20 protein-coding genes, 4 tRNA genes and 1 pseudogene are annotated in these 24,879 nt (G+C 62.8%); 11 read left to right on the top strand and 14 right to left on the bottom strand.

From position 1 onward, the window contains the following. Positions 1-35: 35 nt before the first annotated feature. The gene (locus tag MJO58_RS10335) at positions 36-1,532 is read right to left on the bottom strand and encodes a wax ester/triacylglycerol synthase domain-containing protein (protein WP_259608754.1); all 1,497 of its coding nucleotides are present in this window, start codon (positions 1,530-1,532) and stop codon (positions 36-38) included. A 1,486-nt stretch (positions 1,533-3,018) separates the two neighbouring features. Between MJO58_RS10335 and MJO58_RS10330 the strand changes: the two genes are divergently transcribed. Together MJO58_RS10330 and MJO58_RS10325 are read left to right on the top strand one after the other, a co-directional pair. Continuing rightward, positions 3,019-4,653 (top strand): fatty acyl-AMP ligase, encoded by a 1,635-nt coding sequence (locus tag MJO58_RS10330; RefSeq protein ID WP_239722763.1) that lies wholly within the window; start codon positions 3,019-3,021, stop codon positions 4,651-4,653. Between the two features lie 60 nt (positions 4,654-4,713). Then, positions 4,714-5,517 carry a GAF and ANTAR domain-containing protein gene (locus MJO58_RS10325; protein WP_239723214.1) on the top strand — a complete coding sequence of 268 codons (804 nt, stop codon included), beginning with the start codon at positions 4,714-4,716 and terminating at the stop codon, positions 5,515-5,517. Between the two features lie 4 nt (positions 5,518-5,521). On the opposite strand, the gene MJO58_RS10320 is transcribed toward MJO58_RS10325, so the two are convergent. From MJO58_RS10320 to MJO58_RS10300, 5 genes are all read right to left on the bottom strand, one after another. Continuing rightward, positions 5,522-6,280, bottom strand: a complete 759-nt coding sequence (locus MJO58_RS10320; RefSeq protein ID WP_090601430.1) for a GAF and ANTAR domain-containing protein — start codon at positions 6,278-6,280, stop codon at positions 5,522-5,524. A 43-nt stretch (positions 6,281-6,323) separates the two neighbouring features. Further along, on the bottom strand, positions 6,324-7,031 hold the full coding sequence (locus MJO58_RS10315) for a GAF and ANTAR domain-containing protein (protein ID WP_239722762.1): 708 nt from the start codon (positions 7,029-7,031) through the stop codon (positions 6,324-6,326). A gap of 376 nt (positions 7,032-7,407) precedes the next feature. Then, on the bottom strand, positions 7,408-7,593 hold the full coding sequence (locus tag MJO58_RS10310; protein ID WP_239722761.1) for a hypothetical protein: 186 nt from the start codon (positions 7,591-7,593) through the stop codon (positions 7,408-7,410). Between the two features lie 28 nt (positions 7,594-7,621). Next, on the bottom strand, positions 7,622-7,933 hold the full coding sequence (locus MJO58_RS10305) for a hypothetical protein (protein ID WP_239722760.1): 312 nt from the start codon (positions 7,931-7,933) through the stop codon (positions 7,622-7,624). Between the two features lie 52 nt (positions 7,934-7,985). Then, on the bottom strand, positions 7,986-11,189 hold the full coding sequence (locus tag MJO58_RS10300; RefSeq protein ID WP_239722759.1) for an MFS transporter: 3,204 nt from the start codon (positions 11,187-11,189) through the stop codon (positions 7,986-7,988). A 366-nt stretch (positions 11,190-11,555) separates the two neighbouring features. Here MJO58_RS10300 and MJO58_RS10295 point away from each other — a divergent pair, with 366 nt between their 5' ends. Further along, entirely contained in the window at positions 11,556-11,897 is a 342-nt protein-coding gene (locus MJO58_RS10295) for a hypothetical protein (RefSeq protein ID WP_239723213.1), read from the top strand. 58 nt (positions 11,898-11,955) lie between these two features. On the opposite strand, the gene MJO58_RS10290 is transcribed toward MJO58_RS10295, so the two are convergent. The 3 genes from MJO58_RS10290 to MJO58_RS10280 form a co-directional block, all read right to left on the bottom strand. Then, positions 11,956-14,838, bottom strand: coding sequence for an MMPL/RND family transporter (locus tag MJO58_RS10290; RefSeq protein ID WP_239722758.1), 2,883 nt, complete (start codon positions 14,836-14,838; stop codon positions 11,956-11,958). Continuing rightward, positions 14,835-15,245, bottom strand: a complete 411-nt coding sequence (locus tag MJO58_RS10285) for an MmpS family transport accessory protein (protein WP_090601424.1) — start codon at positions 15,243-15,245, stop codon at positions 14,835-14,837. Before MJO58_RS10285 ends, MJO58_RS10290 begins: the two co-directional genes overlap by 4 nt. A gap of 611 nt (positions 15,246-15,856) precedes the next feature. Continuing rightward, positions 15,857-15,928: transfer RNA gene (locus MJO58_RS10280), tRNA-Val, on the bottom strand. A 179-nt stretch (positions 15,929-16,107) separates the two neighbouring features. On the opposite strand from MJO58_RS10280, the gene MJO58_RS10275 reads away from it, so the two are divergent. The 5 genes from MJO58_RS10275 (at position 16,108) to MJO58_RS10255 (ending at position 17,216) form a co-directional block, all read left to right on the top strand. Beyond that, positions 16,108-16,180: transfer RNA gene (locus MJO58_RS10275), tRNA-Gly, on the top strand. A gap of 28 nt (positions 16,181-16,208) precedes the next feature. Continuing rightward, positions 16,209-16,279, top strand: a tRNA-Cys gene (locus tag MJO58_RS10270). Between the two features lie 17 nt (positions 16,280-16,296). After that, positions 16,297-16,371, top strand: a tRNA-Val gene (locus MJO58_RS10265). A gap of 155 nt (positions 16,372-16,526) precedes the next feature. Then, a complete protein-coding gene (locus tag MJO58_RS10260) occupies positions 16,527-16,829 on the top strand; it encodes a hypothetical protein (RefSeq protein ID WP_139043254.1) in 303 nt (100 codons plus the stop codon). 195 nt (positions 16,830-17,024) lie between these two features. After that, positions 17,025-17,216 (top strand): helix-turn-helix transcriptional regulator, encoded by a 192-nt coding sequence (locus tag MJO58_RS10255; RefSeq protein ID WP_090601403.1) that lies wholly within the window; start codon positions 17,025-17,027, stop codon positions 17,214-17,216. 532 nt (positions 17,217-17,748) lie between these two features. Here the strand turns inward: MJO58_RS10255 and MJO58_RS10250 are convergent. The 4 genes and pseudogenes from MJO58_RS10250 to MJO58_RS10235 all read right to left on the bottom strand — a co-directional run bounded on the left by MJO58_RS10250 (position 17,749) and on the right by MJO58_RS10235 (position 22,016). Then, positions 17,749-18,624, bottom strand: coding sequence for a phage major capsid protein (locus tag MJO58_RS10250; RefSeq protein WP_090601401.1), 876 nt, complete (start codon positions 18,622-18,624; stop codon positions 17,749-17,751). 53 nt (positions 18,625-18,677) lie between these two features. Further along, on the bottom strand, positions 18,678-19,118 hold the full coding sequence (locus tag MJO58_RS10245; protein ID WP_090601400.1) for a hypothetical protein: 441 nt from the start codon (positions 19,116-19,118) through the stop codon (positions 18,678-18,680). After that, entirely contained in the window at positions 19,111-20,505 is a 1,395-nt protein-coding gene (locus tag MJO58_RS10240) for a phage portal protein (RefSeq protein ID WP_239722757.1), read from the bottom strand. The genes MJO58_RS10245 and MJO58_RS10240 overlap by 8 nt, the downstream gene beginning before the upstream one ends. A gap of 36 nt (positions 20,506-20,541) precedes the next feature. Next, positions 20,542-22,016: pseudogene (locus tag MJO58_RS10235) on the bottom strand (terminase large subunit domain-containing protein). Between the two features lie 17 nt (positions 22,017-22,033). Here MJO58_RS10235 and MJO58_RS10230 point away from each other — a divergent pair. From MJO58_RS10230 to MJO58_RS10220, 3 genes are all read left to right on the top strand, one after another. After that, positions 22,034-22,237, top strand: coding sequence for a hypothetical protein (locus MJO58_RS10230; RefSeq protein ID WP_139043253.1), 204 nt, complete (start codon positions 22,034-22,036; stop codon positions 22,235-22,237). 820 nt (positions 22,238-23,057) lie between these two features. After that, positions 23,058-23,255 carry a hypothetical protein gene (locus MJO58_RS10225; RefSeq protein ID WP_090601397.1) on the top strand — a complete coding sequence of 66 codons (198 nt, stop codon included), beginning with the start codon at positions 23,058-23,060 and terminating at the stop codon, positions 23,253-23,255. Positions 23,256-23,356: 101 nt separating this feature from the next. Continuing rightward, positions 23,357-24,067: a hypothetical protein gene (locus MJO58_RS10220; RefSeq protein WP_239722756.1), complete on the top strand. Its 711-nt coding sequence runs from the start codon at positions 23,357-23,359 to the stop codon at positions 24,065-24,067. A 379-nt stretch (positions 24,068-24,446) separates the two neighbouring features. Here the strand turns inward: MJO58_RS10220 and MJO58_RS10215 are convergent, their stop codons facing one another. Further along, positions 24,447-24,674, bottom strand: a complete 228-nt coding sequence (locus MJO58_RS10215; protein ID WP_239722755.1) for a hypothetical protein — start codon at positions 24,672-24,674, stop codon at positions 24,447-24,449. Positions 24,675-24,879 lie beyond the last annotated feature (205 nt).

Below are 24,879 nucleotides of genomic sequence, written 5' to 3'. Positions count from 1 at the left end.
TGACAAACGTCGAGAGCTGCCGCGCTCTCTTCCTGTCAATAGGGCTGGCCGCGTGAACGATTCGCGGGGTGTGACGTCATCTCTGTGACAACGGAACGGCCTTGCCCGCGAGGAGATTTCTGTGCGGCCGCCACCAGAATATCGAGAAAGTGCACGATCCCGGTCGCGAGATCATCGACCGCAGGTACGTTGTCCGGGCACACACACACGCTGACATCCAGCTCGTCACCACGGGAGGCCAGCGCAATGTGTAACCCACTTTCCTCGGCTAGGGGCGCCACCGTATGCATGCCGACGACCTTGGCGCCGGCACAGTAGGCCGGCACCGGCTCAACGGCAATCGAGGAGACACCGCCGTGACAGATCGATCTGAACTGGTGCCGCACGCCTGACCGGGCGTAAAGCTGCATGCCCACCTGAGCTACGACCGGCGGGATAAGTGCGGCAATGCTCTCCAAATCAATTGTGCGATAGCTACTTTCGCTGTCGAGGGCCCGCAGCGCGTTCAGTCTTTCGGTGGCGGTATGAAGATTGGTGAGGACCTGCACGGGGTCCTCGAGGTGTACCGGGATGCGAAGTGGCCCCCTAGTCAACGCGTTGCGCATTTTGGGGGGGTCCGTGGCCGGCGCTTCGAACGGCATCCACATCAGCAGCGGATCGTCGGGCACCTTGTCGTGCCGTTGGAGCCAGGCCCGCAATGACAGTGTGCAGGCAGCCAGAACAACGTTGGTGATGCTGCCCCCGAAAGCGTTGCTGACCGTCTCCACGTCTGACAACGGGATCGAGGCGAAGGCCACGGCGCGCCGCTTGGTCAGCGGCGCATTGAACACCGTGTGCGGCACCGGCCCGCTCATCGCCGATGCCACCGGGGCCATCGGGGCGCCGACGCGCATGCGCAGCAGCCGACCACGCGCGGCCTGCAGCACGCCAGCCACCGTCTCGGCGATCAGCCACATCCCGGCCACCTGGTTTTCCACCATCTCGGCCATCACATCGGTAACGAGTTCGCCAGCGGAAGGCGCCCAGCCCAAGCTGGGCTCGGCCGGCAGATTGTTGGCCGGGTCGGCGTGCGGTCGGGTAGTCAGCAGCCGCGGCCACAAGGAAGCCGCCCCGGCGGCGCCGTCGTTGAGCACAGGCGACATCTTCACCGCCAACGCCCACCGGCCGCCCGCCAGTCCGTTGATACTCCACGCTTCCCACAGCCGGCTAGGACAATCCTGGCGCCGGGTACTCAATTCCGAAATGAGATCGGCGAACTCGTGACGGCCGCCGGGAGCGCGGACCATAGCGCAATGAATTTGCGGCGCAGGGTCATAGTCGGCAATCTCGGCCCAGACGGGCTGTCCCACACCCAGCGGCTTGGTCACCAGTCGGCTGCGAAATCGGGCCAGCTGCGGCAGCGACGCGGCCACCAGCTGGTGTAGCCGCTGGTGGCTGAGCTGATCGGACGCATCGATGATCACCAACGTAACCGTGTGCGCCGGCATCCTGGAGGTCTGTGTGTGCAGCGAGAGCGCATCCGGCCCCGTCAATCGCGTAACGATCAGCGCACCCCCTTCACAACGAAACCCCTTGAGCCATGACGTCTAACACTGGGTGCCGTCGTGCTCAGCGACGAGGTGCCAGTTCGCCTGCGCCTAATGGTGCGAAGCAGTCGCGAAGGCCGGCCGCCGGGCCGCAGATCGACCAAACCCTGCGCTTCGTGACTGGCCGGCGCAGGGGCGTCGAGTCCGACGATCCGCAACCGGTCAACGGCTCTGTCGAAGAGCCGTGCTGCGTTTGTACACACAGTAAAGATTCGATGGCGGCCAGCCTGGTGCTGACTGCTTAACACCACAGTTGCGCACCAACGGCCATCTAGCAACAGACTATAAACGCAACCTGCTCGAATCGGCTGCTAACTCCGACGGTATCTCACATGCGATGACCAGACAACGATCGAAGACTAAACACCCACCGCTACCGGTGGTTTTGGTGGCGACGATGGGCTCGGGAGCACGCCATCCGACCTCGGCGCCCCTGGAGCCAGGCCCTTAGGACGAGCACGAAGTCCGGCAAGTCGCTCAAGGAGAAACGGGCCGACAAACGTCACGACCGCCCGCCACGCAGGCGTTTGCGTCGCGACGATGCGCAACGAATTTCAATTGCCCATCACTTTGCCAAATATCAACCGTCGCAGAAGAATTCGATCAACCTCTGTACGGCCGAGTTCTCGGCGTCACGGGCGTGCGCGAGCGGCCCCTGAACTTCGGGGCTAACGAGCGTTTCGACCGCTGACTCGCCAACGATGCGGATCAACTCCATTGGCGCACAGCCACACTCGCGCCCCGACTGGCCGATGGACAGCGGCATCAGCGCTACGCCTCGCGCATCCCGGGCTAGTACCCGCCCACCGTGGCGGGCCCAGTGGCGATGGGGTGGCTCGCGCTCCAAGACGCCCTCCAGCGCGGCAGTCCGGGACCGTACCGCGTTCAGCATTTCTTGAGCGCCCCTGCGGTATGGTTAATAACGGTTGACTCCGCAGCCCCCCGGAAACGTCCGGTGGCGATTTGAACAGATCCCCGCCGAAACGTGACTGCACACCCGGTTATTCGACGGTCAAGGGTCCTACTTTCGGACTGCTCCTGACGGAGTCTGGTGGTCAGAGGCTTTGGTCGCGGCACCCGTCCAAGACAGCGGCGCGCCTTGCTGGATTATCGCCCGCGAATGCGTACTGTCAGCGTGTCTCACATGCTCGAGACCTCGCTTCGTCCAGAGCGAAGAAACTTCTGGGGTGTGCGTGAAGAGAGCACGCTGTGCCGCTTCAAGCATCGTCCGCCTCATTCCCCGGCGGGTGGCATTCATAGCGCGGCATCAGAAATGCTGGCGTGCTTGCAATGTCGTTGAAAGTGTCTTTGACAGTGTCTTTGAAAGTCGCGGCCCAACATCCACGCATTGGCTTCACCACGCACTCAATCACCCCGGCACATGGCCGGAGGCCAATTGCGGCGCCGCGGCGCCGGAGCCAAAGGAATAGCCGTGAGCAAATTCACCGAAACGATGTATGGCACCGCCCAATCCAGTTCGAATGGCTTGGTCACCGGGGAGCCGAACAGCCCCGTCCGGCATACCTGGGGCCAGGTGCATGAGCGGGCACGTCGGATCGCGGGTGGCTTGGCCTCGGCCGGCGTCGGCCGCGGTGACGCCGTCCCGGTGCTGGCCGGTGCCCCAGTCGAGATCGCACCAGCCGGGCAAGGCATCTGGATGTGCGGCGCCAGCCTTACCATGCTCCACCAGCCGACGCCGCGCACCGACCTTCGGCGCTGGGCCGAGGAAACCACCGCCGTCATCAAGATGATCGGCGCCAACGCAGTCGTCATCTCCGACCCGTTCCTGGCGGCGGCTCCGCTGCTGTCCGAGCTGGGTATGCGAGTGCTGATCATCGAGCAGCTACTCGACAGCCGACCGATCGATCCGGTCGACACCGATGACGACGACGTCGCGCTGCTGCAGTTGACGTCGGGGTCCACCGGGTCGCCCAAGGCCGTAAAGATCACCCACCGCAACGTCGTTTCGAACGCTGAGGCCATGTTCACCGCCGCCCACGTCGACATCGATACCGATGTGATCGTGAGCTGGTTGCCGCTGTTCCACGACATGGGCATGACCGGATTCTTAACCGTCCCAATGTACTTCGGCGCCGAGCTGGTCAAGATCACTCCGATGGACTTCCTGCATGACATCCTGCTGTGGGCCAAGCTCATCGACAAGTACAAGGGCACGATGACCGCGGCGCCGAACTTTGCCTACAAGCTGTTCGCGAGACGCCTTCGCCAGCTGGCCCAGCCCGGCCAGTTCGATCTGTCCACCCTGCGCTGGGCGCTATCGGGCGCCGAGCAGGTCGAGCCCGCCGACGTCGAAGACCTCTGCGAAGCCGGCAGGTCGTTCGGGTTGCGTCCGGAGGCAATCCTGCCGGCTTACGGCATGGCCGAGACGACCGTGGCGGTGTCGTTCTCCGAGTGCGGCGCAGGCCTAGTGGTCGATGAGGTCGATGCCGACCTGCTCGCCTTACTGCACCGAGCTGTCCCTGCGACCAAGGGCAATACCCGCCGGCTGGCCACGCTCGGTCGGCTACTGCAGGGGCTGGAGGCTCGCGTCGTCGACGAAGACGGCGGCATCCTGCCCGCCCGGGGCGTCGGCGTCATCGAGGTGCGCGGCGGACCGGTCACGCTCGGCTACGAGACGATGGCCGGTTTCGTCGCGGCTCAAGACGACCAGGGTTGGTATGACACTGGCGATTTGGGCTACCTCACCGAAACCGGCCACGTCGTAGTCTGCGGCCGACTCAAGGACGTGATCATCATGGCCGGCCGCAATATCTACCCGACGGACATCGAACGCGCCGCCGCACGAGTTTCCGGGGTGCGGCCGGGCTGTGCCGTTGCGGTGCGCCTGGACGCCGGACACTCGCGAGAGACGTTCGCCGTTGCCGTGGAGTCCAACGACTGGCAGGACCCGGCCGAGGTGCGCCGCATCGAGCATCAGGTGGCCCACGAGGTGGTTGCCGAGGTCGACGTCCGGCCCCGCAACGTTGCCGTGCTCGAGCCCGGGATGATCCCCAAGACGCCGTCGGGGAAGCTGCGGCGCGGCCATACGTTGGCACTCGTCGGCTGACTTCCAGAGACGCGAAGGCGAGTACGTTTATGGCAATCAGGGTGTACGCGAGGAGGCATGTTGACCGACTTCGACGCCCAGCCCGGTCGTAGAGTGCCGCTATCGCCCGAACTCTCCGTTAGCCAACGGGAAGCGGACGAGGCCGAACTCTACGCGGGGCTTCGCGGAGTGGCCGGAACTGTGGCCGGCGCCCGCGGGGTGATTGATCTGCTCCGGGACGTAGCGGAGTTCGCGGTCCAGGCCATTCCGGGCGCCGATGGCGTGGGCGTCGCATTGATCGATCCGCAGCACGGCATATCCAGCGTCCAGACCTGGGCGGCGACCGCGGTACTCGTCCAAGAGATCGACGCAGTCCAGTACAACGAACTGCACGAGGGACCATGCATCACCTGCATGCAGTCACGACGACCCACCGTGAGCGGATCGCTGGGCAGTGACAGCCGTTGGCCGCACTTCGGCGGCCGGGTGGCCCGGATGCGTATGCACTCCGCGCTGGCGTTGCCGTTGATCGTCGGCGACCAGGTGATCGGCTCGATCAATGCCTATGCCAAAAGCCGCGATGCATTCAGCGAACACGCGGTGCACTTGGGATCCCAGTTCGCCCGACCCGCCGCGGTCTCGGTGTACAACGCGCAGTTGCTGGCCGACGCGCATGAACGCACACTGCGACTGCAGCGCGCCCTGGACAGCCGGTCGGTGATCGATCAGGCGATCGGAATCATCCGCAGCCGGTCAGGTGGCAGCGCCGATGAGGCCTTCGAACGGCTCTCCCGTATCAGCCAAACCGAGAACATCAAGCTGTACGCCGTAGCCCAGCGGCTGGTCGAGGAGGCCGTGCGGCGCGCCCACGCGCGACACCGCTGACCCGTTATTGCGGCGGCGCGGCCAAAAATTCGGCTAACTCCGACACCAGCAGCAGCCGGGAAAACCGATCGGCTATCAATCGACGGGAGACGTCGGTTAGGTGTTCGCCGTTAGCCCGCGCGTAGGTCCGCAACAGATTGAACGCCTCCTCGACGGACACATCCAGCCTCTCGCGGAGGAAGCCTTTTGCCTGCTCGACGATCACGCGGCTGGTCAGCGCTGAACGTAATTGCGGCATGACGGTGGAGGGTGTGGGCGGGTGTTCCTGAAGGATCGCAACGCAGGCGATGTGGGTCAGGGTCTGGCCGACGAGCAGATCGGATTTGGTGAGTTCGCCGGAGCGGACACCGAACAAGCCGAGCGCACCCAATACGATGCCGGCGGCCCGCATCGGGACGGCGTGCACGGACACGAAGCCGGCCTCGACCGCGGCCTGCACGAAGCGCGGCCACCGCTCTCGTACTTCCTGGACGTCGGCGATCGAGACCGGTTCGCCGGTGGCGTAACAGTCCACGCACGGGCCTTCGTCGGCCTGTAGCTGGAAGAGCTCGAGTTCGCGGGCCTGCTCCGAGGTAGCGGCCAGCAGGCGGAGCTGGTTCAGTGGGTCGGCGAGCAGAAATCCCGCGGCCTCGATGTCGAGCAGCTCAGCACAGCGCTCCGTGAGCGCGGTCAGCAGGTCGACCACGTCGAAGTCTTCGAGCAGGCGATCGACGAGCGAGACCACCGCGTCCAGCACACGGGTTTCACGAGGAGTGTCAGTCACGTTGCTCTCCTTCCCGGCCTGTTCCAGTCCGTGTGAGCGCGCATCAGTCGGCCTCGAGCTGCAGGCGGCGGTCGAGGATGTCGCGGGCGACGTCGGTGGCACTGCGACCGGTCGCGTAGGCGTGGGCGCGTAGCCGGACCAGGGCCTCGGCCGGCTCGACCTCCAGCTGGGCGACGAGCATGCCGGTGGCCTGGCTGACCTCCGCGCGGCTCAGCGCGGTGAGTTCGGCCCAGGCATTGCTGTTGGGGTCGGTTATGGCGGCCTGCAGGTCGCCGTCCAGGAGGTCCAACAGCGGGATGCCCGCGAGCTCCGCGGCGGCGACCGCGCCGGTCAGCTCTTCCCCCGGTAGTTGGCCCGGCTGCACTCGGAAGAGGTCGAGCGCGCCGACGAATTCGCCGGCCAAGACGACGGGTATCGCATAGACGCCTCTGATCTGGTGGACCAGCATGGCGGGCCGGTACGCGGGCCAGCGAGCCTCCTCGGGATCGGCGAGGTCGACGACCAGGACCGGGATCCGCCGCGTGACGGAGTCCAGGCACGGTCCCTCGCCGAGGGTGAATTGAAGCTCGTCGTATTTGCGCGCGGCCGGGCTGCTGGATCCGAGCGTACCGCTGCTCACGCCGTCGAAGACGATCGAAATCGCTGCTTCGTCAATGTCAAGAAGGAGCACGCAGGCCTCGCACAGCCGGTCGGCGGCTTCTACCCCGCGTCGGCCGTCGACGGCCGCGAGAAGCTGCTCATGGATCGCCACCTTCAGCCGAACGGGATTTGGACGGCTGCGTTAGTGCCCGAGGTTCTTGGCGGCCAGGTCATCCCCCCACTGTTCACTAGTTGGAAGGATTTGACGAGCACAAACACAACGAGAGCGGTGTGGGTTTGCCCAGGGCTCGGGACCGCGGTCATCACGAGGCACCGTTGTGTCCGGCGTGAGCGCTGACGAAATAGGATCTGCGATCGCCGATTTGGATTTAGGTCACGACAAATTGCGGATTTTCGCCGTGCAGATGCGAGCTCGGGCCACCGACATATAGAAATGCGCCTCTGGCCGTTTCGAAGTGGTCCCGGCTGGGATCGAACTAGATTTTTTTGCTGAGATGATACGCTGGTCAGAGGCGGATTCCGTTGTACTACTTGGCCTTTGGCCGGTAGACTAGTAACAATAGACACCAACAAAGGCGCAGGAAGTCGCGCAGCGCTTTGTCGCCGTTGGCGATGATGCGGTCGATCCGTTCCCTCTCCTCGTCAGCCGATTCGGAGGCGGGCAGGGTAAGGGCTTGCATGAAGGCGCCCAGTTTGGTTTCCGCTTCCCGCACGCTGTCGAGTAGCCGGCGGTCGTTGCAGTCAGTTTCGCGCTGGTGAAGACGCGAACCTGCTGGCGTAGGCAGTCGACACCAGGGCGAAGGCTTCCCCGTTGACCGCGGTAAGTGGAACCCGTCCGTTCGCGGCTCGCCGGGCAGTCGCCAGGAACGTCTTTCCGGCGAGCTCCCAGCTGGTCGCGGCCGCGGCTACCTCGGCGATCGCCTCACGCCCGAGAAGTTGGCGACGCTCGCGGGTATCGACGAGCGCTATCGCAAGAGCGACTGCCACCGCGGAAAAAGCGGCGATGTTGGCCCAGGGCCAGTGCGTCACCATATGGGCGATGTGGGACCACATGCCGGAAGCCTAGGGCCAGCGTTACGCCGTCAGTACACCCCACGCTCGAAGGTCAGTGCAGTAGCGCGGCGATCTGCGGCAATGCTTCGCGAGCCGCGGCGCGCCCGGCCTCGCGGGCAGCGTCTATCTGGTGGAACTCCAGGAACCCGATGGCACGGATGTCAGGACGAATAACGACCTGCACCTGTGCCAAGGCAGAATCCACCGCCTTCTGACCACCGATCGCCATCGAACTCATCAGGGTGTCGCCGATGCCTGGCACGTTTGGCGGACTGTCCGGGTCAGTCGGTGCGTCAGGCTCATACCCGACGTGCACCGCGATCAGTGGGCCGTCGGAGCCCACCAGCGCAGATGCAGGAATGCTTTCCAGCACAGCGCCATCCACATGAAGCTGACCGTTGTAGACCTGTGGCGGATAGAGACCGGGCACTCGCAGCGAACACCCAACGGCATCCGCGAGCAGGCCCCGGCGGTGCACGACGGCTCGTCGGGAAAGCAAATCCACACTGACACAACGGAACTGCTTCGGCAGCTCCTCCACGAGACGTTCTCCGAAGGCCTTCTGCAGCAGGGCCGCCGTGCGTCGACCACGAATCAACCCCTTGGTCGGCAAGGTGTAGTCGCCGACTGGATTTCGCCGAACGAAGCACTCGTATACCTGTGCGTCCACGGCCGCCGCGTTCAGGCCGCCGGCTGCGGACGCCGCAATGATCGCCCCCATGCTGGTACCGGCGAAGCGATCGACTGTGATCCCGGCCCGCTCCAGCTCCTCGAGTACGCCGATGTGGGCCAGACCGCGCGCGCCTCCGCCGCCGAGCACCAGCCCAACTGAGCGGCCCGCGATACGCGCAGCCAGCGGGCCCAAGTCAACTGGCAGGCGCCGGTGGTCGACCGCATGAACCGATCGCGGCGCAATCAGTTCCTCCCAGAGGCGCCGATGCTCCCGGGTGGCAGCCGGACCCGCTAACACGAGGTCGGCGCCGATCGCTCGCGGTGGCAGCGGTGCCGACGGTGGTGCCGGATCTCCCGCGACGAGCACGATCCGATCGGCGACGCGAAGGCAGAAGTCAAGCCAGCCTTCATCGCTGATCAGGGCGTGCAGCACTACCTTGTCCGCGGACCGCTCCGCGCGATCAAGGCCGTCGCGGTCAACCCGGCCGGGATCCACGACCCGCAGCCGGGTCGACAGCGCGATCACCAGTGCACCGGCCACCGCCTGCGCGGGCGCGTCGGCGCCGACGCCGATCACCACGACAACTACCTCAGGTGACATGGGAGGAGGCACCGCCGGTGGCGGTGCCTGGTGCAACCGGCGTGCCAATGTCCGAATCAGCGCCGTCAACGCACCACGTTCGGCGATCCGGTCGAATTGGGCCTTGGTGAGCCGCACCAGCGTCGAGTCGCGCAAGGCCCGAATCGACGCTGAACGGGGCGCGTCGACGAGCAGCCCGAGCTCGCCGACCACCTCGCCGCGGCCGAGTTCTCTGAGCGCGATGTCCTGCTGGAGCACCTGCAGGCGACCCCGGCGCACCACGTACAGCGAGTCCGACAGGTCACCCGCGTGAAACAGATACGTACCGGCCTGCAGTTCAAACTCCTCGGCGTGGTGCGCGAGCTCCGCGACGGTGTCCGTGTCCAGGCCGGCGAACAAGGGCAGACGCCCGAGCAGGTCAGCATCTTTGGTTACGTCTGGCACCGGCTCGGCCGGGGCGGCAACCGGCGGCGGCCCCGACGGCTCGACGCGCGGCGCGAGCATGCGTGCGGGCTCGATCACTTGGGCATGCTGGTTGCGGGTTCTGCCGAGGGATACGGCGCTGATCGAGATCGCTAGGAAACAGCAGGCAGACATGACCCACCCCCGCCGTAGCGCCTCCGCGGAAGCGCCATGCTCGGTCTTCCCGATCAGGATCACCAGCACCGCGACGCCGGTCGCCGAACCGAACAGGCGGGCGGCGCCGTTGACTGCCGAGGCAGTGGCATAGTTGGCGCCCTCCGGCAGCCTGGCCACTGCGGCACTACCCAGCAGCGGCGATACCGCGCCGAGGCCGATCCCCTGCAGCAGTTGGCCCGGCAACCAGACGTGGAGGAAGTCGGGTTCGGGCCCGACGCGAAGCAGGAACCACCCCACGCCCGCGGCCCAGACAAGAGCGCCGACCGTGACGATCATCCGGTGCCCGTGCCGGTCCGCGACGCCGCCGAGCACCGCCGCGACGATGGCGGCAACCAGTGCGGCGGGCGCGACCGCCAGACCCGCCTTCAACTGCGAGTAACCCCATACGTAGTTGAGGTACAGCACCTGGGTCAGGAAGTAGCTATAGGAACCGGCGACGGCGACGGCCGACAGGAGGTTGGCCGCGACGAAGGACCGGATGTGGAGCAACGCCGGATCGATCAGCGGCACGGGATGAGACCGCGAGCCCACCACGAACCCGACCAGAGCGAGCACGCCGGCCCCCAGCGAGCCGGTCACTCCCGCACTCGTCCAGCCCCACTCGCCGCCCTTGACCAACCCGAGCGCCAACAGCCCGAGCGCCATCGCCAGCAGCGTCGCACCGCGCAGATCGGGTAGCCGCCGACGCCCCGCGGCACGGCTTTCGACGAGCACCCGCGAGGCAACCATCATCATGGCGATGCCCAGCGGAAGATTCACCAGAAACACCAACCGCCAGCCTCCCCACGCCACCAGCAGGCCGCCGACCGGCGGGCCCAGGCCGGCCGCGATTGCTGCCGCCGCACCCCACAGGGTCACCGCCTGCGCGCGGCGCGCGGCGCCGAAGCCCTCGATGACCAGTGCCAGCGACGCGGGCACGAGCATCGCCGCCCCGAAGCCCTGGAGCACGCGGAAGCCAACCAACGCCTCGACGCTGTCGGCGGCAGCGCATAACCCGGACGCGATCGTGAACAGCGCCACCCCGAACGCGAATGTCCGCCTGCGCCCGAGCACATCGGCCAGGCTGCCGGCCACCACCAGGAATACCGCAAAGACGAGGCTGTAGCCGTTGAATATCCACGACAGGCTGCCGATGTCGGCAGACGGGAAGGATCGTCGGATGTCTGGGAACGCCACGGCAACGACGGTCGTGTCGAGGAAAGTCAGGAAGGCGCCGGAAGAAGCGACCAGCAGAACCGCTGTCGGCGACGGCTGGCGGCGTTCGGTCAGCGCGACCAACTCCTGGCCGGCCCAGCGCGGCTGGCCGACGCGCAGGCGGCGACGGGGTGTGCTCGTGGCGATCGAGGGCGTCGGCCCATCGCTCATCGTTCAACCTTCCTGCGGTTAGCGCGATTTGTCCTCGACTCGAAGGCCTTCGCTATCGCGCGTCGTTCCCACCTTGCCTTGAGTAGATGGGGGTTGACCTGGCGGCAGTCTACGGTTAGACGGCCTCCGTATCGATCCGATTCGCCGGGTCGCTTTGACCGAAGTTGCGCGCGCCCAATGCATTAGGAGGTGATGGGCCAGCGATCATGACCTGATGAGAATCTCGTCGACGCCGATTCTCGTTGAGGCAGTGCATTGTTCACCTGCACGACACTGTCAATTACCGGAGATGCCGGAGACCGGCAAGGTAAAGTCCCGGCCGTGCAAACGAGATTGCGCTTTGCGGGGTGGTTTCTGCCGTTGTCGATGCCCCTGGGAGTCGGCCCCATGAACAGCAATGCGCGGGTTGAGGCAGGGACGCTGCACGTGAAGATGGGGTGGGCCTTTAAAGCCGACATCCCGTTGACGTCGATCACGAGTGTGAAGGCGATCACGAGGGCCGAGGCGAAGACCGAGCGGATTTACGCGCTCGGAGTGCACGTTTGGGGCGACCGCTGGCTGGTCAACGCGTCGTTGGACGGGTTGGTGGTCCTGACGATCGAGCCACCGGCACAGGCGAAGGCGTGGGGAAAGACGCGCTCCCTCAGCGAGTTGTGGGTCAGTGTGACAGACCCCGATGCGCTCATCGCCGCGTGCAAGGCGAACTAGCCGGACCGCTGAGCATCTCGTTCGTGGCTTTAGTTGCAGCGCAACATAATCCCGTAGGCTAGGGCGCATCCTTCGGCAACAACAGCGAACGGACCAAGGGCCGGGACCCGACGGATCGAAGTAACTGGCTGGCGGGGCGGGGCCGCACTTTTTGCGGCCACCAAAACCATCGCCCGAGCAGCACCGCGGCGCTCGGCGTCATGAAGGAGCGCACGATCAGCGTGTCGAACAGCAGACCCAGCCCGATCGTGGTTCCCATCTGTCCGATGACCCGAAGATCGCTGGCGATGAAGGCGGCCATGGTAGCGGCGAACACCAGGCCGGCGAACGTCACGACCGAGCCCGTACCACCCATTGACCGGATAATTCCGGTTTTCAGGCCGGCGCCGATTTCCTCTTTGAACCGGGAGACCAGCAGCAGGTTGTAGTCCGATCCCACCGCCAAGAGAAGGATCACCGACATCGCAAGCACCATCCAGTGCAATTCGATGCCGAGCAGGTCCTGCCAGACAAGGACGGAGAGCCCGAAAGAGGCGCCGAGCGAAAGCAACACGGTGCCCACGATGACGATCGCGGCCACCACGCTTCGGGTGATGATCAGCATGACGATGAAAATCAGACCGGCCGCGGCCATCCCGGCGATCAGGAGATCGTATTTGGCGACTTCTTGTAGGTCCTTGTTCGCCGAGCCGGTGCCGCCCAGGTAGATCTGGGCGCCTTCCAAGGGGGTTCCCTTGATGGCCTCCTTGGCGGCTCGCTTGATGGGATCGACGTGGGAGATGCCTTCGGGGCTGTCCGGATTTCCCTCATGGGAGATGATGAACCGCGCGGCCTTGCCGTCCGGTGACAGGAACATTTTCTCGCCCCGCTGGAAGTCGGCGTTGTCGAAAACCTCGGGCGGTATGTAGAACGAGTCATCGTTTTTCGCGGCGTCAAAGGCCTTTCCCAGAGCGGTCGAATTCTTGCTCATGGTGTCCATCTCGTCGTAGAACGAGGACATTGTGCTGTGCATGCTCAGCGTCATGTTCTTCATGACCTTCATCGACGCGATCTCCGGTGGGACCTGCGCCTGCAGCTGCGGCATCAGTGAATCGAGGACATCGAAGTCTGTCGTCAGAGCTGCCAGCTTCTCGCTGAGCTTGTCGATGCTGTCCAGTGCGTCGAATATCGACCTCAGCGACCAGCACACGGGGATGTCGAAGCAGTGTTTTTCCCAGTAGAAATAACTTCTGATCGGCCGCCAGACATCTTGGAAATCTTCGATCCGATTTCGCAATTCATCCGTCACCGCCGAAACGTCATGCGTGACGCCGTCCATGTGGTGAGTATTTCTGACCAGTTCGCCCATGACGTTATACATGCGCTCCAATGCATCGATCGCTTGCTGCATCGCGTCCGCTTGCGTCAGCATGTCGGCCATGCGGTCCTTCAGATACTTCATGTTCTCGATCTGGCCCGTGTTTTGCATGCTGATCAAGAACGGTATGGAGCTATGCGCGATGGGAGTGCCCAAGGGTCGGGTAATCGCTTTCACCTGCGCGATGCCGGGGATGTGAAAGACGCCTTTGGCCACCCTATCCAAGATGAGCATGTCTGCCGAATTCCGCATATCGTGATCCGACTCGAGCAGCAGCAGCTCGGGATTTATCCGCGCCGACGGAAAATGGCGGTCCGCTGCCGCGTACGCGATATTGGACGGCGTATCGTCAGGCAAGTAGAAGCGAAGGGCGTAATTTGGCTGGTATCCGGGCAGGGCCAGCAGTCCGATCAGAGCCACCGCCACCGACACCACGAAAATCGGTGCGGGCCAACGAACAATCGCGGTTCCCGCCCGTCGCCATCCCCGAGTGTTCATGTCTCGTTTGGGGTCACAAAGGCGCAGGAAACTGCCCATGGTCAAGATGGCGGGCGCCATCGAGAGGGCGCCGAGGACGGCGACAAGCACGGCAATTGCGCACGGAAAACCCAGGGTTTGAAAATAGGGGAAATGAGTGAAACTGAGACAGAACATTGCGCCGGCGATGGTCAGACCCGAACCCAAGACAACATGGGCTGTGCCGTGATACATCCGGTAGATCGCCGTTTCTCTATCGGTACCGGCCTGACGCTCCTCTTGGTAACGGCCAAGAAAGAATATCGCATAATCGGTGCCCGCGGCGATGATTATCAACACGACCAGGTTAACCGCGAACGTCGAAAGCCTGATGACGTCATAGTGGGCCAGAAAGGCGACCATTCCCCGGGCGGCGCCCAGCTCAATAAACACCATAGCCAGGACGACGATCACGGTGACAATAGAGCGGTAGAAATAGAGCAACATCAAAAAAAGCACCGCGACACTGATCAGGGTGACCTTAGCGATACTTTTGTCGCCGACCTCGGACTGATCGGCCGTGACCGCCGCGGGGCCCGCGACATAGGCCTTGACCCCGGGCGGTGCCGGTGTGGTGCTCACGATGTGCCGCACGGCCTCGACGGACTCGTTCGCCAGGCTCTCACCTTGGTTGCCCGCAAGAAACACCTGGACGTAGGCCGCTTTGCCGTCCGAGCTTTGCGAGCCGGCGGCCGTCAGGGGATCCCCCCAGAAGTCCTGGACGTGCTCGACATGCTTCTTGTCCTGCGAAAGCTTGCGGACCAGCTCGTCGTAGAAACGGTGGGCCGCATCACCAAGCGGCTTGTCGCCTTCGAGCACGATCATGACCGCGTTATCGGAATCAAATTCGTGGAACACCTGGCCGACGCGCTTCATCGCCTGCAGCGACGCCGCCCGCTGGGGGCTCACCCCTACCGTGTGTCCTTTTGCCACCGCTTCGAGTTGCGGCACGGCGATATTCACAATGGCGGTGAGCCCCAGCCAGAACAGGACGATCGGCACCGCAAACCGGTGGATCGTCCGCGACAGCAAAGGTGGGCCCGACGGTGGTTCGGGTCGGTCGCTCATGCCGACTTCACCAGGCAGTACGTCTGAGCTTTCACTCCGTGAATGGCCCTTTCGTCTTTGACGACCCCATTCACGATGATGCGACAGCCGATAAAGTCTTCGTCGCTCTGAGCCACCACGTTGACACTGACTGAGGGCGCCGTCGTGGTTACCGAAAGCGACCATGGAATCGTGGTGTTAAGAATCTGCTGCGGCTGAGCATCTACATCTAAGTAGTTGACGGTTGTGATGGCACCGTTAACGCCGAAGACTTCGTAGGTCACCTGCTTGGGGTTAAACGGCTTGGTGTCATCAGACATGGCACTGACAGCCGGCGGGCGGGGGTCGACGCCGAAGATGCCGCGGACCCGATAGACGGCCAACCCCACGACAGCCACCACGGCCACGATGACCAGTGGGATCCACATTCGTGTTACCGCGCTCGTAACCGAAATGCCTCTCACCCAACGCCTTCCGTTATCCCCTCGATTACTCTTGGCTGGGCTTCCCTTGAAAACACGGGCTCCCTTTACGCTGTCTCCGGTCGTATCGCCGTGATCTTCTCGTAGTCGACGGTTTGCAGCAACCTGGCTGAAACTGCGTCGACGTCGGGCGCCTGTTGCCTCACGTCAAGATGAACCACCCCGGCGTGTGCGGTCACTTTGTTTTTGAGCTCCCGACCGGACCGTGGGGCCGGTGTTCATCGTAGTGGGCCGCCTCCGGTTCCGCTGGTGAAAGTCTCGGCACTTTTCGTAATGACTGGGGCGGTTTTGGGTCAATTACGCGCCAGCGAGTACGCGTTCTTCAGCTCCATAGTTCGGCGGCGATCACGGGCGAATGCACCGGCTGCAATGTGGTGCTGCCGATTATTCGAATTGGTTTCAATGGCGAGCCGAGAGCGCAGTTGACTTCGCGGCGAAAGACGGGGGCGGCCGGGCAACGGCCAGCAAAAGCCTGTGCCGGGCACCGGCGTAGCTCTGGATGACTATGGCGACCAGGTCGAGTGAAGGATGCAACTCTGACCGGCATAAACAGCTTGTGGTCCCGGCTGGGATCGAACCAGCGACCTTCCGCGTGTGAAGCGGACGCTCTTCCACTGAGCCACGGGACCGGCGCCGAGAGGCGAACGACGTCGAAGACTAGCACGAACGGTCGGCTACCAGCACATGACTTATGCGCCCCCAGGGGTCGCCCTATAGCCTAGAGCGACACGGCCTAGAGATTTGTGCACGCCCGCTTGGGTGGACTATCGTCGTCCTTCGCACCGGGCGACGATCTCGCCCGTTGCGCGCGGATGTAGCGCAGTTGGTAGCGCATCACCTTGCCAAGGTGAGGGTCGCGGGTTCGAATCCCGTCATCCGCTCGAAGGTGCAAGAGGCATCAATCCCAGCGGTGGAGTGGCCGAGTGGTGAGGCAACGGCCTGCAAAGCCGTGCACACGGGTTCGATTCCCGTCTCCACCTCCGAAATTTTCCTCCCAGCGCGATTAGCTCAGCGGGAGAGCGCTTCCCTGACACGGAAGAGGTCACTGGTTCAATCCCAGTATCGCGCACCAGAGTTCTCACAGGTTAGAAGTGGTAGCTAGATAGCCTTACTGAGGTTTGCACCACATTTGCACCACATGGACACCCTCTGGGGTCGTGGTTGCCTCTGGTGGACGCGAAGTGTCAGAGCTGACTTTCCCAACGCATGGGAAAGGAACTACAGCACATGACCATCGCTATCCCCGCGCCAGCGGGTTACGTGAAGCTCTCCCCCTGGGAAGGCGATGAGGGCCAATCGGTCCGCCCATTCAAGGGCGCCTCATGGACTGTCGAGGCTGAGGGCTTGACGGTCACCGTAGAAATCTCGGGCACCCAAAGCCTCCGTCGCGTCACCCGACACATCACTATCGCGGGTGCCGAGGCGACCACATTTGATTCATCGGAGCTACGCAGGCTGGCCGAAATCCTTCTCACGGCAGCGGAGCACGCGGACCAGATGGATGAACTGGACGGGCTGGTCGCCGCATGAGAGTGCTTATGTGCGCAGCGATCGTTGGTCTAATGGGCCTTGGCGTGTTTACCGCGTCCATTGCCCCTGCGGAGCCAAGCTGTATTCACCGGTGCGTGGTCGATCCGATACCGCGGCCGACGCAGACGCTACCGGCCACAACTAGCACGCGAGAACGGTTCACGCTCGTGGGCGTTGCCCCGGAAAGGGAGTGAAGTGAGGGAGATAGTTAGTACAGCCACCGCGGCAGAGATTCTAGGCGTAGCGCCTGGGACACTGCGCTATTGGAGATACATGGACATTGGCCCGCGCAGTTTCCGCGTAGGGCGGCATGTCAAGTACCAGCGCGAGGACATCGACGCATGGGTCACATCGCAGCTCGCCACGACAGCTCGTGGTGGTGGGTAGAAAAAGCAAAAGCGCCGGGTCTGGACCATCACGAGCAGACCCGGCGCTTCGCCCAACTACAGACAGCGGTTGCCACACATTTCTCCATGACCAAGGTCGGGCTTCCTATTGCCCGAGATCTTGACATGTCGAACTAATTCCGCATTCTTTTCCTGCCGGGGAGGGTAACCAGAGCGTCGCCAGTCGTTCATGAATTTTGTCTTTCGACGCGGGCGACCCTCCCCGCGCAAGTCTTATTGTGCTCGGACCCTGTAGCGGTCCAAGACGCATTTCTCGGCTACGGTCCAGCCAAATCCGGCCGTATCGTATTGAACCGCAAACGGTCCCATGCTCTCAGACCTGACGCCGGCCGGATGGCGAACATGCCAAAGCATTCTCACCGACGCGGCGTGTACAACGGCCCTCAGATCGGCAGGAAGGGCTGCTGGACCCCGCTCAAATCCGCGCCCCCTTGTGTATGAGGAAGCCAAAGCGATCACGTCAGACCGCGCATCCTCAAGGGCATCGATGTCCTCCGCAGTCAGGTCGGCCATCAAGCCTCGGTCAGCAGGGTCACCGCATGGGGTTGCAACAGGCCAACGTCGTAGCGAGTCACAACGCGGATACCGACACTGTCCCAGTCCCCCCAGGTTTGATCTAAAATCTTGACGACAGCGTCAACGTCCCGTGCCACAGCGACTTTCGAGAAGTCGACCAGTCCGACACGGTTCTTGGTTGACACTGCGGGGATGTTGTCGGTGATGATTACCGGCAGGCCGAAGACCTGGAACGAGGTTCCGTTCTGGATGGTCGACGGGTCGAACAAGTATTGGCGGTAGTCCTGGTCGGCGCCTTCGCCAGGAACGGCGACCTTCAGCTTTCGCAGCGCGGCAAAGCTATTCGATGTCATGACCCAGTGCGTGGGGCTGACCTTGTTGGCCTGAGCCTTCGCCAGGCCGTCAATGAGGCTGTCAGCGTCGGTGAGGTCGAGCGTTCCGGTCTCAATTCCGCTCTGGCGGAAGACTCCCTTGATCGTGTTGGAGGTTCCGGCGCCGTCCCACAGGGATGCGTCGAGAGCCTGGGCGACACCACTTACGAGCATCTCCCGCAGTGTCGCGTCGAGCCCAATCACGGCCTGTCGCGCCATTTCGTTGGTGAACCGCACCAACACCTTGAGCGACTTCAGTGTTGACGGAAGCAAAGTGACCTCGTCGAAGCTGACATCACTGTCCGTAATTTGGGCACCCTCGGCCACGAATCCCGCCGAGATTCCCGACGCAATACGCGGGATGCGCAACTGGTCAGAGGTATCGAAAATACGGGGGCCGGCCGCCAAGAAAGTACTTGCCTGTGCCAGCGGCTGAACGAGCAGGTTGGCGACCTGCGACTGCAACAGCGTCGTATTGCCGCTGGTTACTTCGATTGCCATTATTAAGTTGTTTTTCCTTCATGAATTTGTAAGTGCTTGTGGGGCAACGCGCGTCAGGCGTGAGCCCTCAACAGCGCGGCCAGATCCACGGTGTCCGCGGTGTCACGTCTGCCCTGGCCGACATCGCCGGCAACCTTGCGGGCCTTCAGATGTGGCTTACGCTCGACAAGGTCCGTGATGGCCTCGTTGAGCTTCTGAGAGTCGTCTAGGAACTCCGCGTGGTATTCCAGGTCGGTCGCGTCCTGCAAGCGTCCGTCAGCAGCCACCAGGGCTGTGAACAGTCGTCGTGAAGCAGTGTCGGCACGTTCGCGATACCCGGCGCTTTCCCTGCGCAGTTCTTCTACATAGCTTCGGGGAAAGTGGTCGGCATCGTCGGCCTTGTCGCCGGCATCAACATCAGGTTGACCGGCAACGGCTTCGACGGTCTCGGCATCAGGCGTTGACTCGTCGGTGGTTGTGTCGGCGGCAGCATCGGGCTGCACTTCGTCACTCATTCATTAGTCCTTCGTTCGCTAATGCAATGCGGGGATCGTTGCTATGCACGTAGGAGCCGTACAGATCCTCGGATAGCAACTCCGCACGCTTATCTGTAAGCTCTCGGCGGATCTCGTCCGCGGTAAAGCCAAGGCGTCTAAGGGTTCCCGCGCGAGAGAGGATGCCGGCCGCAAACAGTTTGGTCGCTGCATCGGCCTCTTGTGCCTCGCTGCGCGTTGACGGGTCGCACCACTGCACGCGCACATTCACGTCGGCCGGGTCCGCGCCATCGCGGACGGCGACCATCAAGCGGGCAACCTGCTCCCACGCTCTGCCAAACGTCTTTTGGCGCGCTTCGGCGCGCGCAGTAAGCGAAGCTTCGGCGGATCGGATCGCATCGGCACTACTCGGGTTGTCATGGAGGACGCCAATATAGTGGGCGGGAAGTGCTGAGACGGCCATGATTTGGCCCAGAAGCACATTCACTGCGTTCTCGTAGCCGGTGAGGTCAGCTGCCTGAAGCTGTCCGAACTTGGCTTCGGATGCCTCGCTGATCATTGCCCGCGATCCTTCGGGGATCGGGTTGACTGTTTCGATGACGGGGTTGTCATCCTCGTCCAGGACTGGGTTTCCGTCGCTGTCCAGCTTGGGGCGTTCCACCAGTTCGATGCCGGTGGCCCAACGCCGCGGGCGCGCAGTGTATTCGGCGCTCACGAGCATGTCGGTCAGAAGCTTGTTTAGCCCGTCGCAGAGTGGGATCAGGTCGCTAATCTCGCTGTGGCCGAAGTCGTACATGTAGCCCGATTCAGACCCAACGCCCTCCAGCAACGCCGTGTTGTTGATGGGGACCACCGGAACGACACCAATTGGGTTGTCCAGTGTCTCGACGAGGTTGAATCCCGCCGTGAAGGCGACCTGGCTGGCGTGCCACCTCTCGATTCGGTCGGGGTAGTACACGACCGCCAAGGTTTCAGCCGTGCCGCCGATGTTGTTGCGCCAGCGCTTGACCGCGCGGAGAACTTGGCGTGAACCGGGATCGCGGATCACCGCAACCTGCTTCGGAGATTCGATGCTCACCTGCGGCTTGCCATTTGAGCCCCACACGATCACATACGAGCTTCCGAAGGTCAGCGCCTCCTGATGTGCGACATCGGAGAGTTGGTCCAAATCCTGTGCCACCCAGTCGTTCCAGATATCAGCCCCGTCGAATCCCGAGATTCGGAGACGCTCGGATAGGCTCGTCACAGCCAGACGCGGAATGTTGGAGGCCATGCGCCCGAAGCGGGCGAGCGCGGTTTTCTGATCCGTGGACAGGAACGCCAGCGGCTGTGTGCCTGTGGAGTACCGCTCAAGCTCACAGATCCGGGCCTGTGGCGCGTCGAGCCGTTGTAGAAGCTCAACGAGCAAGTTGTTACTGCTTGTCACTATTAAGTTGTTGTCCTTCTAGGCGGCAAAGCTTGCGTACCGCTTTGTCTTTCGGTTCATCGCGAGCCACGTGCAACGGCTGTGCGCCATCACTAGGCAGGCGGCTAGGTCGATCTTGGCGGCCGAACGCTCCCGCGACACCTTGCTCAGCTTGAGCCCCTTGTCGGATTCGACAACGGTGGCGGCCATGACATGGCGGGTTAGCGTCTTGTCGCCACTGTGGCTCATGCGGGCGTTCACGATGGCGTTGTAGAGGTCAGTCGTTGCCGCGGTGAGCCGGCTAGGGCTGTGCGGAAACTCGGCTACCGTGATGCCTTCGCCGGCCAGCACTTGCATCGTTCGTGTCCAGCGGAATGGGTCACAGACCAACTCGCGGACGTTCCAGCGCTCGCACGCGGCCCGGATCTCGTCCTCTACCGCGAGCACGTCTACGCGCCAGTCGGGGCGTCCATCGGACTCCCACACGGCTAGCGTGTCGAAATGCGGTGCCCCGTCGACGGTGCCCACCAACAGGGCCGTGGTGTCGGCGTGCGAGCCACCAAAGGAGCCGTCCAGGGCGATCACCACTTCGGACCTGTCGGGGATACCGCAGCCGGTGCCGATCGCATCCCAAACTTCGGGGTCAACGAATGGGTCGGCGTTGCCGGTCACGTGCTGACATAGCCTGGCGCGCCGAAACATCGCCTCGGTCATCTTCGGCGGCAGCAGCGCCCGCATGGCGTCCCGGTGCAGGAAGTCGTCCAGCGCCGGATTGGCTAGGGTCCAGCAGTGCTCGCAGTCGGGAGGGTGGTCCTCAAACCCCGCCGCGCTGTGCTCGACGTAGACCTGACTGAGGTCATCAGGGCTGGCGATCCAGTGGGCACGCAGGGACGCGAGCACGGTGTCCTCGGTCGGGCCAGGGGTGCCAATGCCGATGAGTGTCGAGCGTTCCCGCTTTCCCTGGGCAAGGGCGAGGACTTCCCAGCTTTCGCGGTTGATTCGGCCAATCTCGTCGGCCAGGGCCAACGTGTAATCGAGCCCTTCCAGGCCAGCCGGCGAGGCGGGTAGGCATTGGAACGACGCACCGCGCGACGGCACAACGAGCTTGTCTTTGTAGACGACCACGCGGCTGGCTAGGTCGGTGTGTAGTTCGACCATCCGGACGGCGGCACCGAAGACGATCCCGGCCTGGCGCTCGTCCACGGCAACGACCACGACGGTCGCGCCTTCGCCACCGAGCATGAGCTCAAAGAGCCCTAGCGCGGCGACGAGTGTGCTTTTCCCTGACCCCGCGGTAGGCACCATCCGGCAATACGGGGCTGCTGTTCGGCGTCCAAGACGCTGCCGGTCAACTCACGCTGCCACTGTCGGAGCTTGAGGGGCTTCCGAGCCCCGGTACCCTTCGGAACGCGGATATAGTGCTCGCAGAAGGCGGCGAACCGGGCCGAGCCGGTGGAGCGCGGACGCCACGGAAGTGAACTTTCGTTTACAGCATGTTTTGGCCCAGCCTTCAATGCACTACTCTCTAATCATGGCAATTACCGTTACATTTAGAACCGACCGCGGAACCTCGGAAATGCCTTTGGTTTCTGACGCTCAAGTTGAGGTCGTTGAAGGCGGCGTGCTTCAGGTCCACATTCCGTCGGCGAATGCAATTCGCTTTTACGCACCTGGACACTGGCTGGAAGCGAAAATCGATAATGAGCCGTACGACGTACGCGATAGCATGCTCTAATCCTGCGTAAGCTGAGATGGTCGTCTACCCAAGCGACGTAGAGCAGGTCAGTCCATCCGACATCAAGGTCGGGAATCGAATAATGCCTAATCGCGCGGCTTTTCCATGGATGATCGTAAAGAAGATCGTCAAAACCGAGCATGGCGTTTACAGATTCACCTGCGAAACACCACCCGCCGCCGCCATAGGCGACGTGATCAGGCAAGAATTCCCTTATCGCGAATTCGACTCTGTACGTCGGATAAAGAAGGGCCGGCGAGTGTAATCGCCCCTGCGCTGTGCGGTTCGAGTAGTGCATGCTTGATTTAGGGGTATACCCCCAGTTCTTTCTCTGGCCTGTTGGTACATGCCGCGGTATCATTCTTTTATGAATGCAACGCACGCAATTTTGCTTGGCATTGCGTTATTCTTTGGCGCGTCCACATTAGGCATACTTTCACCGATCGTTCTGATCGCCGTGGGAGTGGTCGGCCTTATCATCTGCCACATCGTGGAGCGGTGGGCATTGTCTCGGTGACAGTGGTCACCCGGATGCATGGGCGTGGCGTGGGCGGATCTGTCGGCGGTCACTCGTACCGTGATAGCTGATGAATATGTCCGCAAGTTCTAGGAGTCCTGATGACTGGTCCGTCGCCCTGGCGAGTGGCCGCTAAGCCGTGCAGCATGTGCGGCGCGAAGCTGTTTACTCGAACCGTCCCTTACTACGCTTTGCAATCCACGCTGCCTTTCGACATCGGTGTCGAGACGCGCTGTAGCGATTCCGACTGTCTCTCTCACCTCGTTAACTGAGCGTGCAACATCCGGGCTTACCATCCCGTTGATGGACATCGACCAGTGGCTCGACAGCCTGGAACCCACGGGGCCGGCGCGAGATGCGAAGCACATTCGCCGCATCAACGCCGCGGTTGATGAACTGGATGCAGCAGTGGCCGCAGCACGTGAGGCTGGCGACCCATGGTCGGTGATCGCTCTTGCGCTCGGTATCAGCGAACAGGCTGCCCTTGAACGGTTCGGCTAGTGCGTTGTGCCGTCCGAGCAGTGCGCGCGCTTTGGGCCTGCGCCCAGAGGCAGCCCGAGACTGACCTTGACTCGACACCTGTGTCACTTACCATCCCACCCGTGACCGTCAAGGCATGGCTCAATGGTGATCGACCCGATCTGGAAGCACTCGCCGCGCTGTTCGCTGATGGCCCTGTGCGGGTATTGCGCGAAACGGCAGACGGCGCTTACTACCTGACCGCACCCGAGATCGATAACCCGCCTGAAACCAACCGGCACGACATTTCGGCGCAGACACTCGTCACCCGAATCAACGGGCTAGCGCGTGCCAGTGACGCTAATTTCCGGCCAGTCAGACTGACCGGCACATACACCATGCCCGATGGTCACAACCAGCATTACACCGCAGCTACGCTTGGAGTCCGAGCGACCCTCGGCGTCGCAGCTATCGCGATCGGGCCGGAGGGACAGCCTCAGCCCCAGCCACCGTCGCCATCGATTGGTTATTTGGCAGCTGCCGAGTCAAATCCCACGGTGGGTGAAGTACTGAAGATTATGGGCCGCGACGGTCAGCTTGATTGGGTCGAGCTTTATAAGGTCTACGAACTCGTTCGGCGTGCGGTAAGGCCCGACACCCTTGTTAGCCGTGGTTGGACCACGAGCGCTGAAGAGTCAGCGTTTACCGCGTCCGCAAACAGACCCGATGTCAGCGGGGAGACTGCTCGACATGCTGTGCCTCAAGGCGCGACGGCGCCCAGACATACCATGACCATCGACCAAGCGCGCTCGTACATCAGCGACTTGGTGACTAACTGGCTGGCCAATCCTTAGCGAGCGGACTCACCTTGCTATAGGGCTTGGGTGCGCTGTTTGCGTCGTTCTACGGCCAGATGAACGGCTTGCCGTTCGGCGTCAGTAGTGGGTCGTCGATTGCGGTTGTGATCAGCGCATAAAACCCTGACGTTCTCGATGCACAACCGTAGCGATGGGTCCTCTTTGATCGTCACTATGTGGTCTGCCTGAAGGTTGTGCGTACTGCCGCACCATTCACATTCTGGCGACATCTTGCGTGCTCGCTCACCGAGTTTCCGCCAACGGTGGTCGTAGCCACGCTCAGTTGGTGTGAGCTTCGGTGCGTACTTTAGCCGGCATTCGGAGCATCGGCTACCGCTAGCGATCAAGTGGCCACACGATATACACGGCCGTGCAATCACACGAGCTGCTGACGGTCGTACTCGGACACCTGACCGACATAATCGAGCAGCGTGTCCGACAGCGCTTTGGCTTGGGTGGGGGCGACCGGAAACACGAACTTTCCCAGGTTCCCGGTGTGAATGATGATCCGCAGCACGTGCTGCCCGTCAGCCTTGATCGGCGAGAAGGTCAGCAACTCGGGGCGAAGCAGGATCGGCGCGTCAGTCTTGTTTTTTTGGTTCATGTTTGGTTGTCATCCCTCGTTTGTGGGTACCGCAGGATTCGCGGCTCGTTTGTGTTCGTGATGCTCGGGCGTAGCGCTGTCACAAGTGCTCCCACCTCGGCAGCGGACAGTCGCACTGCGCTTGTGCCCTGAATGATCACGGCCCCGCCGTTGCCGCGGTCGACTACGTGTATCGGTGCGCCGTGGACTTCTATCGTCGTCGTCA

This window comes from Mycobacterium lentiflavum (genome assembly GCF_022374895.2).
Classification (GTDB): domain Bacteria; phylum Actinomycetota; class Actinomycetes; order Mycobacteriales; family Mycobacteriaceae; genus Mycobacterium; species Mycobacterium lentiflavum.
This window is presented reverse-complemented; position numbering and strand designations above follow the sequence as displayed.